The organism is Antribacter soli (genome assembly GCF_021568775.1).
Lineage (GTDB): Bacteria > Actinomycetota > Actinomycetes > Actinomycetales > Cellulomonadaceae > Antribacter > Antribacter soli.
Genome location: NZ_JAKGSG010000008.1, coordinates 1 through 12286 on the forward strand (window position 1 = coordinate 1; position 12286 = coordinate 12286).

13 protein-coding genes, 1 other RNA gene and 1 pseudogene are annotated in these 12286 nt (G+C 72.9%); 1 reads left to right on the forward strand and 14 read right to left on the reverse strand.

The genetic code is table 11. The features are described 5' to 3' along the window. Positions 1 to 176: 176 nt before the first annotated feature. From ssrA to L1785_RS02395, 14 genes and pseudogenes are all read right to left on the reverse strand, one after another. Positions 177 to 544: a transfer-messenger RNA gene (gene ssrA, locus L1785_RS02330) on the reverse strand. Between the two features lie 129 nt (positions 545 to 673). Continuing rightward, positions 674 to 1150 (reverse strand): SsrA-binding protein SmpB, encoded by a 477-nt coding sequence (gene smpB / locus L1785_RS02335; protein ID WP_236087522.1) that lies wholly within the window; start codon positions 1148 to 1150, stop codon positions 674 to 676. 78 nt (positions 1151 to 1228) lie between these two features. Next, positions 1229 to 1746, reverse strand: a pseudogene (locus L1785_RS02340) (FAD:protein FMN transferase). Between the two features lie 89 nt (positions 1747 to 1835). Then, positions 1836 to 3140: a M23 family metallopeptidase gene (locus L1785_RS02345; protein ID WP_236087524.1), complete on the reverse strand. Its 1305-nt coding sequence runs from the start codon at positions 3138 to 3140 to the stop codon at positions 1836 to 1838. A 22-nt stretch (positions 3141 to 3162) separates the two neighbouring features. Continuing rightward, positions 3163 to 4074, reverse strand: coding sequence for a permease-like cell division protein FtsX (gene ftsX / locus L1785_RS02350; protein ID WP_236087525.1), 912 nt, complete (start codon positions 4072 to 4074; stop codon positions 3163 to 3165). 2 nt (positions 4075 to 4076) lie between these two features. Then, positions 4077 to 4943, reverse strand: a complete 867-nt coding sequence (gene ftsE, locus L1785_RS02355) for a cell division ATP-binding protein FtsE (RefSeq protein WP_236087526.1) — start codon at positions 4941 to 4943, stop codon at positions 4077 to 4079. A 98-nt stretch (positions 4944 to 5041) separates the two neighbouring features. Then, positions 5042 to 6151, reverse strand: coding sequence for a peptide chain release factor 2 (gene prfB / locus L1785_RS02360; protein ID WP_236087527.1), 1110 nt, complete (start codon positions 6149 to 6151; stop codon positions 5042 to 5044). A gap of 80 nt (positions 6152 to 6231) precedes the next feature. Beyond that, positions 6232 to 6681 (reverse strand): hypothetical protein, encoded by a 450-nt coding sequence (locus L1785_RS02365; RefSeq protein ID WP_236087528.1) that lies wholly within the window; start codon positions 6679 to 6681, stop codon positions 6232 to 6234. Further along, positions 6678 to 7151, reverse strand: a complete 474-nt coding sequence (locus L1785_RS02370; protein WP_236087529.1) for a pilus assembly protein — start codon at positions 7149 to 7151, stop codon at positions 6678 to 6680. The genes L1785_RS02365 and L1785_RS02370 overlap by 4 nt, the downstream gene beginning before the upstream one ends. Further along, on the reverse strand, positions 7148 to 7525 hold the full coding sequence (locus L1785_RS02375; protein WP_236087530.1) for a TadE/TadG family type IV pilus assembly protein: 378 nt from the start codon (positions 7523 to 7525) through the stop codon (positions 7148 to 7150). The genes L1785_RS02370 and L1785_RS02375 overlap by 4 nt, the downstream gene beginning before the upstream one ends. Before the next feature lie 68 nt (positions 7526 to 7593). Then, positions 7594 to 7785, reverse strand: coding sequence for a hypothetical protein (locus L1785_RS02380; RefSeq protein ID WP_236087531.1), 192 nt, complete (start codon positions 7783 to 7785; stop codon positions 7594 to 7596). A 23-nt stretch (positions 7786 to 7808) separates the two neighbouring features. Then, positions 7809 to 8723, reverse strand: coding sequence for a type II secretion system F family protein (locus tag L1785_RS02385; protein WP_236087532.1), 915 nt, complete (start codon positions 8721 to 8723; stop codon positions 7809 to 7811). Beyond that, positions 8720 to 9577, reverse strand: coding sequence for a type II secretion system F family protein (locus L1785_RS02390; RefSeq protein ID WP_236087533.1), 858 nt, complete (start codon positions 9575 to 9577; stop codon positions 8720 to 8722). Before L1785_RS02390 ends, L1785_RS02385 begins: the two co-directional genes overlap by 4 nt. Beyond that, complete coding sequence (locus tag L1785_RS02395) at positions 9577 to 10893, reverse strand: TadA family conjugal transfer-associated ATPase (RefSeq protein WP_236087534.1); 1317 nt, start codon at positions 10891 to 10893, stop codon at positions 9577 to 9579. The genes L1785_RS02390 and L1785_RS02395 overlap by 1 nt, the downstream gene beginning before the upstream one ends. Before the next feature lie 162 nt (positions 10894 to 11055). Between L1785_RS02395 and L1785_RS02400 the strand changes: the two genes are divergently transcribed. Further along, complete coding sequence (locus L1785_RS02400) at positions 11056 to 12276, forward strand: pyridoxal phosphate-dependent aminotransferase (protein ID WP_236087535.1); 1221 nt, start codon at positions 11056 to 11058, stop codon at positions 12274 to 12276. Positions 12277 to 12286: the final 10 nt, after the last annotated feature.

The following is a 12286-nucleotide window of genomic DNA, read 5'->3' on the forward strand; positions in this document are numbered from 1 at the left end:
CGGGGCCGCCCCCCGCGGGGGGGGGGGGGGGCGGCGGGCGGCCCCGCCCCCCCCCCCCCCCCCCCCCCCCCCCCCCCCCCCCCCACAACCCAACACACGCGAGATGTCGCCGCATGCAGCCCAGCCGGGGCACACAGAAGGCCCCGCCCGGTCTCCCGGGCGGGGCCTTCTGACAGGGGTGGAGCTGCGGGGAATCGAACCCCGGTCCGGTAGCGCTTTTCCAGGACTTCTCCGGGCGCAGTCTGCTAGGAGATTTCTCGGCCCCCGCGCTCGCACAGACACTTCGCGGACGGGCCCAGTCACCTTGAGTCCCCGCAGCCCCGGTGACGAAGACTGCGAGCAGTGGCTCTCTAGATGACGCCGGCTACCAGGGCGAGAGCATCCCTGGGCCGACGGACTTCGAATCCTCGCTCAGGCGGCGAGTGCGAAGTCGTTGCGCGTGTTATCGGCAACTATTGGTTTACAGACATCGTTTGCGAGATAAGTCTGCATCCTCGGCCCGCTTCTCCTCGAAGCACGACCACCGTCGAAACCGATCAGCCCCATGTTGTGTTGTCAATCCTCACCAGAACGCGAACGCCCGGCGAAGCACCATCGTAGTAGGTCAACCGGCCCGACCGCCACGATATTTCCGTCACACGCACCGGCCCGGGCGACGGGCAGGACGTGCCGGTCAGCGCAGCAGCTCCTTCGAGCGGATCGCCCGCTGGGCCTCCCGCTTGTCCTGCTGCTCGCGCAGGGTCTGACGCTTGTCGTACTCCTTCTTGCCTCGCGCGAGCGCGATCTCGACCTTCGCGTGCCCGTCGAGGAAGTACAGCGACAGCGGGATCAGGGTGTGCCCCTTCTCCCTCGACTTGTGCTCCAGCCGGAGGATCTCCTCACGGTGCAGCAGGAGCTTGCGCCGACGCCGGGGGGCGTGGTTGTTCCACGTGCCCTGGAAGTACTCGGGGATGTGCACGTTCTCGAGCCACGCCTCACCACGGTCGATGCTGGCGTACCCGTCGATCAGGGAGGCACGCCCCATCCGCAGGGCCTTGACCTCCGTGCCGGACAGGACGATCCCGGCCTCGAACACGTCCTCGATGACGTAGTCGTGACGTGCCTTCTTGTTGTTCGCCACGATCTTGCGAGGATCGTCCTTCTTGGCCATGGTCTCCCTCCGGGGGTGTGGGGCTGCGTCGCACAGGGTGCGGGAAACAGCGTCGTCGTGCCCGGTGCCGGGCCGACCTCAAAGCATACGCCCGCTGCTGTCGCGGACCAGAGAATTTGCCACCGTGCCCGCCTCCGTCGTGGAGGTGACCAGCCCGCCGTCGGGCCGGACGGCGAGCGCCCACGCCGCACCCTGGTGCACCGCCCACTCCACGCCGGGTTCCCCGAGCGCGAACGCGGCCGTCGCCAGCACGTCGGCGGTGACCAGGTCGGCCGCGACGACCGTGAGGGCCGTGAGGCCTGCGGCCGGGCGTCCCGTGCGCCCGTCCCAGAGGTGCCGGCCGCGCTCGCTCGTGCCGGACGTGGCGACGGCGCCGTCGGACACGTGGACGACGGCGACGACGTCCTCGGGTCGACGGGATGGCGCACCGCGACCGCCCACGGCCGCCCGGGCTCCGGACCCCCGTGCAGGGCGACGTCGCCGCCGACGTTGAGGCACAGGTCGGGCACGCCCCGGGAGGTCACGATCTCCGCGGCCCGCTGGGCGGCCCACCCCTTGACGATGCCGTCCGTGTCGGGGAGCCCGTCCCGCGCCATCGCGCGCTCATGACAGCATCCCCGCGGCGACCTGGGCGGCTGACGCGACTCATGGCCCCCGAGGGTAGCCGGGTGAAAACGGACTGCGGCTACGGCAACCAGCCCATGGGATCGACGGTGCCGCCGTCGACGTAGACCTCGAAGTGGAGGTGGCACGCGGTCGAGGTGCCCGAGGTGCCCGAGTAGCCCACGACCTGGCCGCGCGAGACCTGCTGGCCGGACGACACCGCGAACGCCGAGAGGTGGTTGTAGCTGCTCATGACGCTGCGCCCGCCGGCGTACCCGTGGTTCACGAGCACCTGGTTGCCGAGACCCGGCAGGGTCCGGGCGTAGAGGACGGTCCCGCTCTGGGCGGCGAGGATCGGGGTGCCGCAGTACGCCCGGAAGTCGGTGCCTGCGTGCAGGCGCCGGTACCCGAGGACCGGGTGGACCCGCATGCCGTAGGTCGAGGTGACCACGGGGTCCGCCGTCGGCCAGCCGAGGAAGGCGCCCGGCGCCGGTGCTCCGCCACCCCCGGCCTCCGCCCTACGACGCTCCTCCTCCAGGCGACGGTCCCGCTCGGTCTGCTCCGCGATGATCTTCTTGAGGTCCTCCTCGATCGCCGCTCCCTCGGCCGCGTTCGCGTCGAGCTCTTCGATCGCGGCCTGCTTGCGGGCCTCGATCGTGGCGTTGAGCTGCTTCTGCTGCTCGATGAGCGCTTCGATCTCGGCCTTGCGGGCCTCCGCCGCCTCCTTGGCGGCCTCCTTCGCGACGACGTTCTCGTCGGCGAGGCGCTTGAGCTCGGTGATCGTCTCCCGGATCGCGCCCAGGCGTGCCTGCAGGTTGCGCGCGATCGCCTCCTGGGCCTGCAGCTCGGCGAGGGTCCGCGACTGGCTGCGGGCAGCCGACGACGACGCGGCGTACCCGTCGATGAACTCCTCGGTGCTCTGCGCCCCGGTCACCAGGCCGAGCGCGCTCGTGTCGTCCGTGCCGCGGAACTCCTCGCGCGCCATCTGGGCGATGTCCGCGCGCGCCTCCTCGACCTTCCCGGCGCCCTCCTGGATCTGCCGGGCGACCTGCGCCTCCTCGAGCTGGGCGTCGGACAGGCGCTGCGCCAGGATCGCCGCCTCGCGCTCCGCGCGCTCCAGCTCTGCCTCCGCGGCGGCGAGCTCTGCCTCCGCGACGGGCAGGCGCGCCTCGACGGTGTTGAGGTCGAGCACGGCCCGCGCCAGCTCGGCGTCGGTGTGCTCCAGCTCGGACTCGAGCTGTTCGCGCTCGTCCTGCATGGCGCGCTGCTGCGCCTCGGCCGCGGCTCGGCGGTCGTCGATGTCGTCCGCGCCGGCCGTCGTCGTACCGGTCAGGACGAGCGCCGCCGTGACGATCACGGCGGCGGCGCGTCGGGCAGTCCTCATCATGTGTCAGCCACCTCTGGGCTTGTCAGATACGGGTGTAGCGGTTGAGCGTGAAGAAGGATGCGATCGCCGCCAGGCCGACCGCGACCACCATGAGCAACGGGGCGATCGCGAGCACGTCCGCCTCGGAGACGTACGCCACCCAGCTCACCGACTGCTCGAGCCAGTCAGTGACCAGGAATCGCACCGCCAGCCAGAGGCCGCCCGAGGCGAGGACGGATCCCGCCACCGCGGCGAGCGCGCCCTCGAGCAGGAACGGGAGCTGGACGAACAGGTTGGACGCGCCGACCAGGCGCATGATCTCGGTCTCCTTGCGGCGCGAGACCGCCGAGAGCCGGATCGTCGTCGTAATCAGTAGCACTGCCGCCAGCAGCATGACGGCTGCGAGCCCCGCGGACAGCAGCGTGGCGCGGTTCAGCGCCAGGAACAGCGGGTCGAAGATGGCGCGCTGGTCCTCGACCACCTCTACGCCGGCCCGCCCCGAGAGCACGTCGGAGACCACGCCGTACTGCCCGGGGTCCGCCAGCTTGAGGCGCAGCGACGCCTGCATGTCCTCAGCGGTGAGCTGCGTGCCCTGATAACCGTCCGGGTAGCGCTCCTCGAAGTCCGCGAACGCGTCCTCCTTGGACTCGACGTAGACCTGCTGCACCTCGCCGGACAGCTCCGTGCCGATGACGGCCTGCAGCGCCTCGATCTGCTCGTCCGTCGCCTCGCCCGCGGCGCACGTCGGTGCCAGCGAGCTCGTCGGGCACAGGAAGACCGAGACCTCGACCAGGTCGTACCAGTCGTCCTTGAGCTTGCCGATCTGGGCCTGGAGCAGGGCCGCCGACCCGACGAACGTCAGGGACACGAAGGTCACCAGCACCACGGCCACCACCATCGTGGTGTTGCGTCGCAGGCCGGAGACGACCTCGCTCACGACGAACTGGAGCCGCACGGTCAGGCCTCCCCGAAGGCGGGGCCGGCCGGCCGGCGCTCCAGCGGCTGACGGTCCGCCAGCGGCTGACGGTCCGGCAGCAGCCGGCGCTCCGGCTGCGGCACGAGCCGGGCGGGCACGACACGCGTACCAGAGCCGGGTGCGTCGAGGACGGGCGAGCGGCCGACGTCGGGCAGGATGCGCTCACGCTCCCCGTAGACGCCGCGCGCTTCGTCGCGGACGATCTCCCCCGTGCGCAGCTCGACGACGCGCCGGCGCATCTCGTTGACGATCTCGTCGTCGTGCGTAGCCATGACCACGGTGGTACCCGTGCGGTTGATGCGGTCCAGGAGTCGCATGATGCCGAGCGACGTCGTGGGATCGAGGTTGCCGGTGGGCTCGTCCGCAAGCAGGATCTGCGGCCGGTTGACGATGGCGCGCGCGATCGCCGCGCGCTGCTGCTCGCCGCCGGACAGCTCGGTGGGCATGCGCTTCTCCTTGCCGTTCAGGCCCACCATCTCCAGCACCTCCGGGACCGTGTCCCGGATCACGTGCCGCGGCTTGCCGATCACCTGCAGCGCGAACGCCACGTTCTCGTACACCGTCTTGTTCTGGAGCAGCCGGAAGTCCTGGAACACCACCCCGAGCTGGCGGCGCAGCGACGGCACGCGCCAGGCGGAGAGGTTCGCCACGTCCCGCCCGGCCACGTACACGTGGCCGCGGCTCGGGCGCTGCTCGCGCAGGACGAGGCTGAGGAACGTCGACTTCCCGGAGCCCGACGCGCCCACGAGGAAGACGAACTCCCCGCGCTCGACGTCTACCGACACGTCGTCGAGGGCCGGGCGCGCGCCGCGCGCATAGACCTTTGACACGTTCTGGAACCGGATCACGCGCCGAGACTAGGCACGCGACGATTCAAGCGCTCCGGCGGACACGCCGTGAGGGCGGAGTGTCGGAAATGCCCCTAAAACCGCGGAGATAGGCCGTTTTACGCCGTGCCGCCCGAGCGGCGCCAGCGGACCCCGGCCTCGATGAAGTCGTCGATCGCGCCGTCGAAGACCGCGGCCGGGTTGCCCGACTCGTGCTCCGTGCGCAGGTCCTTGACCATCTGGTACGGCTGCAGCACGTAGGACCGCATCTGGTCGCCCCACGACGCCTTGATGTCGCCGGCCATCTCCTTCTTCTTCGCCGCCTCCTCCGTCTGGCGCACCAGCAGCAGGCGGGACTGGAGCACGCGGAGCGCCGCAGCGCGGTTCTGGATCTGCGACTTCTCGTTCTGCATCGACACGACGATGCCCGTCGGGATGTGCGTCATGCGCACCGCCGAGTCGGTCGTGTTCACGGACTGCCCGCCCGGGCCGGACGAGCGGAACACGTCCACCTTGATCTCCGACTCCGGGATCTCGATGGAGTCCGTCTGCTCGATCAGCGGGATCACCTCGACCGCGGCGAACGACGTCTGGCGGCGGCCCTGGTTGTCGAACGGCGAGATGCGCACCAGGCGGTGCGTGCCCGCCTCCACCGAGAGGTTACCGAACGCATAGGGCGCGTTCACCTCGAACGTGGCGGACTTCAGGCCCGCCTCCTCCGCGTACGACGTGTCCATGACCTTCGTCGGGTAGCCGTGGCGCTCCGCCCAGCGCAGATACATGCGCATCAGCATCTCCGCGAAGTCGGCGGCGTCCACGCCGCCCGCGCCGGAGCGGATGGTCACGACCGCCTCGCGAGCGTCGTACTCGCCGCTCAGCAGCGTGCGGATCTCGAGGGCGTCGAGGTCCTTGCGGATGCCCACGAGCTCGGCCTCTGCCTCTGCCAGCGTGTCGGCGTCGTCCATCTCCTCAGCCATCTCGACGAGCGTCTCGAGATCGTCGATGCGCGCGCCCAGCTTCGCCACGCGGTCCAGCTCACCCTGCGTGACCGACAGCGCGGACGTCACCTTCTGGGCCGCCTCCGGGTCGTCCCACAGGTTCGGCACGGACGCCTGCTCCGAGAGGACGGCGATCTTGGCGCGCAACGCCGTCGGGTCGCTCACGGCCTCGATGGACTCGAGGGTCGAGCGGAGCGCCTTGATCTCGGCGGGGAAGTCGATGGTTGCCACAAGGATCTAGGTTACCCGCCCGGGCACATCCGGCCCGCCTCGCCTGGCCGACGGCGGATCGCCCGGTGCACCGTGCGGCCTCACCACGCCCGGGCCGTGGCCGTCGCCGACACCGGGACGCCACCGCCGAACCGGTCCGTGAACCAGCCGACCAGCGGCGGGCGGGAGACCGCGGCGAGGGTCACGCGGGCCGAGCGGCCGTCGGGCGAGCCCGCCTCGACGACGGTCAGCCCGTCAGGTGCTGCGACGCGGTGGCCGTCCAGGTACGCGCCGACGGCGTCGCGTACGCCCGCGTCCGTCAGCGACAGGACGGCCCCCTCCTCCGGGGGCGCGCCGGGGCCGTCGTAGAAGGTCTCGGGCGCGACCGCGTGGGCGGCGTCCGCGGCGAGCAGGTCGGCGAGGTCGTGCACGCGCTTGCGGTCCAGGTGCACTGCCGTCGCCGACGCGACCACCGCGACGAGCATGAGCGCGAACGCCGTGAAGGCGGCGGTCAGCAGGAGGATTCGGCCGTCCTCCCGGCCCGCGCTCACGGCCGCGCCCGGGCGTAGCGGTCCACCGTCGCGACGTGCGTGGCCTCGACCGGAACGCTCAGCGGGACCCAGCCGCGCGCGGCCGGCGGGACGAACGGGAGCGGCACCTCGACCCGGACAGCGGCGCCCACCTCTCCGCCCGGCGTGAGGCACGGCCGCAGGGAGCACTCGACGGTGAGGCGGGCAGCGGTCGGCGCCAGGCCCTGATCCGTGAGCGCGAGGCGCACGGCGGCGTCGGCCCGCTCGGCGCCGCCGGCCGACGACTCCGCCGTGACGACCGCGCGGACCGCCTCGCGGGCCGCCGTCTCGGCGGCGAACGTGGCTGCCTGCACCTGGCCCACCGTGACCACGAGATAGACGAGCGGCACGAGCAGCACGAGTGCGACGCCGAGGAACTCGACGGCCGCGCTGCCGCGCTCGGGGCCGCCCTGCGGTGCCTCGGTTGCTCGCGAGGCGGTTGCCGGCGTCACGGTTCCTCCAGCGCATGGCCGCGCACCGTGAGCGTGCCTGACGGTCCGAGCAGCCCCACCACGGGCAGCGGCGCCGTCACCTCGACCTCGACGACCGGCAGCCCGTCGACGACGGTGCGGCGCGCCGAGACGTGCTGCGCGTACGGCTCCGAGAGCGCGGCGCGCAGCAGCAGGCGGGTGCGCTCGGCGCCGTCGGCCAGGTCGCGGTCGGCTCGGGCGGCGACCCGGGCGCCCTCGGCCGCGGCGTCGACCGCGAGCGCCCGGACGTGGACGGCCAGCGTGACCTGAACCACGCCGAGCAGCAGCGCCAGCACCAGCCCGGAGACGAGCACGAACTCCGCGACGGCGGAGCCGGCCTCGCGGTCGCGGCTCACCGTCTGCCCGTGGTTCAGCCTTCGGCCACGGACCACCCTTGTCCCGCGGCCCGCCCTTGGCCTGTCACTCACCCTTGTCCCGTGACGCTGGCGATCGCCTGCCGGAACGCGCCCTCGAGCAGCGGCCCGGCGACGGCCCACAGCGCGACCACCATTCCGGCCGTCATCAGCGTCACCAGAACCCAGCCGGGCACGTCGCCGCGCTCGGGGTCGAGCGGGCTGACGTCCTGGTCTGCCGCGGCGTCGTGTTGCGGGTGCATCGCGATCCTCTCGTTCGGGGTCTTCACAGGCCCACCCGGAGGGTGGCCAGGCTGGGAAAGACGGCAAAGACCACGGTGACCGGCAGGATCAGGAACACGACGGGCACCATCATCGCGATCTCGCGCCGGCCACCGGACTCCAGGAGGGCGCGTCGACCGGCTTCGCGCACGTCCTGGGCCTGGGCCCGCAGCACGTCGGCCAGCGGCGAGCCGCGCTCCAGTGCCACGGCGACGCCCTCGGCGAAACGGGTCAACGCCGGCAACCCGGTGCGCTCCGCCATCGCGGCGAGCGCGGTGGCGACGGGAGAGCCCGCCCGCACGGCCGCGAGGGTCCGCGTCACCTCGGCGGACAGCTCGCCGCGCGCCGTGGTCGAGACGCGCTCGAGCGCAGCGACGGGCCCCTCCCCCGCGGTCACCGCGAGCGCCAGCAGCTCGGCGATGGTCGGGAACTCGGCGAGGAGGCGGTCCTCACGACGGCGGATGCGCCAGGTGAGCGCCTGGTCGCAGGCGACGTAGCCGCACGCCCCGCACACCAGGACGAGCGCGGCGAGCGACGCGGAGGCGGAGCCGCGCGTGGCAGCGAGGAGGAGCGCGAGGGCCAGCCCGGCAGCGAGGCCGAGCACCGTCCAGACCACCTGCCGGGCGCGGAACTGCTCGACGCTCGCTCCCTCACCGGCGCGGTCGAGCCGACGCCGCACGTGGTCGCGCGGCGACCCGAGATGCTCGAGCCGGGCCGCTGCCCTCCCTGCCCACGGGGCGAGCGCCCGCTCCCACGCTGCGGTGCGGCGGTCGTCACGGAGCAGGCCGGACGTCGCGTCGCGGGGCCTCAGGTAGGGGGCAAGGCGGTCATCGAGGCGGACGCGCCGGGTTCCGTGGGCGAGCACCAGGACGAGACCTGCCCCGAGAAGGAGGCCGCACGCGGCACCGGTCCAGCTCATCGAAGGACTCTCGCTTCCTCGGGCAGGCGCCCGATCCGCAGCATCAGCCGGTAGGCGACCAAAGAGCACACCGCGCCGGACACGAGCACAGCGATCCCGGCGGCGCTGTCGTACGCGTGGGCGGTCTCGGGGCGCGTGGCGAGGAACGCGAGCACGACCCACGGCCCGGAGACGGCGACGCGTGCTCCGTTCACGGTCCACGACTGACGGGCCTCCAGCTCACCGCGGACCCGCACGTCGTCTCGTAGGAAGCCGGCCAGGGTGCGCAGGAGCCGCCCGAGGTCGGTGCCGCCGACCTCACGGGTCAGTCGGAGGGCCTCCACGATGCGGTCTGCCACCGGGTCGGCCAGCCGGGCCTTGAGCGCGTCGAGGCAGGCGCCGAAGCGTCCGGTGGCGCGATAGTCCTGGGCGAAGCGGCGGAACGGCTCGCGGAGCTCGGTGGGACCGCGGTCGCCGAGCTGCGCAACCGCCTCGGGCAAGGACAGCCCGGCGCGCACGCCGGACGCCAGGTGATCCACGACCTCGGGCCACACCTCCCGCAGGTCACGTCGGCGACGCCGGGCTCGCGCACGGACGAGCGCCCCCGGCACCAGCCCTGCGAGCACCGCGAAGCAGGCCGCGATCGCCGGCGACCGTGTGAGGGCCAGCCCGGTGAGGAGTGTCATGAGCATGAGCGCACCCGCGCCCGCACGCAGGATGCCGGGCGACACGGACGGCGCGCCGGCCTGGACGAGCAGGTCCTGCAGCCGAGCCGTGCGCCTGGTACGCGCGGTCGTCCGCTCGGCGGGCGCCCAGAACGACCACCACACGCAGAAGGCGCCCGCTCCCAGGACGAGCCCGACAACGACCCCCATCAGCGCATCCCGCTCTCGGCAGGCACGCCGGACAGCCACGGGCTCGCGGGGCGTGCAGGCTCCGCGGAGTGCCCGGGACGCGCCCGCAGGGGCTCCGCGAGGAGCGCGGCGACGTCGACGCCCGTCCTGGCGAAGCGCTCCGGATGCGGCGGGAAGCCATCGGCGCGACGCAGCGCCGCGCCGTCGTGCCGGAAGATCGTGGCGCACTCGACGCGCCCCTCCTCGACCCGCCCGGTGACGGCGACGATCTCGCGGACGGTGCGCCGCCCCACGGAGTCGACCCCGAGGTGCACCACCACGTCGATCGCCGAGGCGACCGTCGGCACGACGAACCGGTCCGAGACGTTCTCGCCGGCGAGCAACGGCAGCGTCGTCATCTTCGTGACGGCCTCGCGCGCCGAGTTGGCGTGCACGGTGCACATCCCGGGCACGCCGGCGTTGAGCGCGACGAGCAGGTCGAACGCCTCGGCCTCGCGGACCTCGCCGATCACGATCCGGTCGGGCCGCATGCGCAGCGCCTCCTTGACGAGGCGCCGCAGCGGGATCTCGCCGGTGCCTTCCAGGCCGGCCTGGCGGCACTGCATGGCCACCCAGTCCCGGACCGGGAGCTTCAGCTCGAACACCTCCTCGCAGGACAGCACCCGCTCGGACGCCGGGATCGATCCGGCGAGGGCGTTGAGCATCGTCGTCTTGCCCGCTTGCGTGCCGCCCGCGACGAGCAGGTTGAGGCCGGCGCGGACGGCGGCGTCCAGAAAAGCCGCCGAGTGCTGGGTGAGCGAGCCGAGCCGCACGAGGTCGTCCAGGCTGCTCGCGCGGACGACGTGCTTGCGAAGGTTCACGGCCCACGAGTCTCGCGTCACGTCGGGGATGACGACGTGCAGGCGCTCACCGCCGGGCAGGCAGGCGTCCACGAACGGGCTCGAGAGGTCGAGGCGGCGACCGGAGGCCTTGAGCATCCGCTCCACGAGGTCGCGCACCTGCTCGGGGGTCAGGATCGTGGTGGTCAGCTCGGGCCGCCCGGCGCGGGCGACGAACACCTGGGCGGGGTTGTTGATCCACACCTCCTCGACGTCCGGGTCGTCGAGGTACCGCTGCAGCGGACCGAGGCCGCCCACCGCGTCTCGCACGGTGCGGGCGGCGGCGCCCGGGTCGTCGAGCGCCGGCACGACGCCTCGCGTGGAGCGATCCGAGTAGTCGGCCTGCGCCTCGTCGACGAGCGCGCGGAACCCGGCCGCGTCCTGGACCGGGTCCAGGCCCCGCCGGCGCACGAGCTCGCGCACCTCGCGCTCCAGGATCGCGACGCCGTCCTCGGACATGGCACCCCCTGCCATCCTGTGCCTTCCGCCCCCTGCGGCCGGCCCTCCACGAGGTTAGGTGGTCGCGCCCGTCGGCGCAGGACACCCTGTGGACAACCACTCCGACATCCCTGGTGCCACCGTCCGCAGCGCCGCGCCCCGCGCGCCGAATAAGGTCGCCCCATGAGCACCCTCCGCTGGCAGGCCGCCGCCCGCGCCACGGGCCTCCTCGCGCCCGACGGGACCGTCGCCGCCACGATCTTCGCCGAGATGTCCGCCCTCGCCGCCCGCACGGGCGCGATCAACCTCGGGCAGGGCTTCCCCGACGTGGACGGCCCGGAGTACATCAAGGAGGCGGCCATCGCCGCGATCCGCGAGGGCCGCAACCAGTACCCGCCGGGCGACGGGATCCCGGAGCTGCGCCACGCCGTCGCCGACCACCAGAAGCGGCACTACGGCCTCGATGTCGACCCGGACACCGAGGTCCTCGTCACGACCGGCGCCACGGAGGCCCTCGCCGCCACAATCCTCGCCCTGGTCTCCCCCGGCGACGAGGTGATCACGCTCGAGCCGTTCTACGACGCGCACGCCGCCTGCATCGCGATGGCCGGCGGCACTCACGTCACCGTGCCGCTCGTCGCCGCCGGACCGGAGAACCCGGAGGGCAGCTTCCGCCTCGACGTCGCCGCCCTGCGGGCCGCCGCGTCCCCGCGGACGCGGCTGATCCTGCTCAACACGCCGCACAACCCGACCGGCACCGTCCTGGACCGCGCCGAGCTGGAGGCGATCGCCCAGGTCGCCCGCGAGCGCGACGCCCTCGTCCTCACCGACGAGGTCTACGAGCACCTCGTCTTCGACGGCGCGGTGCACGTCCCGATCGCGACCCTGCCCGGCATGGCGGAGCGGACGCTGACCGTCTCCTCGTCCGGCAAGACCTTCTCCTTCACCGGCTGGAAGATCGGCTGGGTGCACGGCCCCGCCGACCTCGTCACGGCGGTCCGCACGATCAAGCAGTTCCTCACCTACGTCTCGGGCGCCCCGTTCCAGCCCGCCATCGCCCGCGCGCTCGCCGACGACGACGCCCCCCGCGCCCTCGCGGCCTCCCTCGCCTTCCGGCGGGACCTCCTCGTGGAGGGCCTGGAGAAGGCCGGCTTCGGCGTCAGCATCCCGCAGGGCACGTACTTCGTCGTGGCCGACGGCGGACCGCTCGGCTTCCCGGACGGCGTCGACCTCTGCCGCCGCCTGCCGGAGCTGGCGGGCGTGGTGGCGGTGCCGGTCACCGCGTTCTGCACGCCCGGCTCCCCCACCGCGGAGGCGCTGCGGTCGCGGATCAGGCTCACGTTCGTCAAGCGCGATGAGGTCCTCCGCGAGGCGTCCGCCCGCCTCGCCGGGCTGACCCCCTGACGGGGCGATC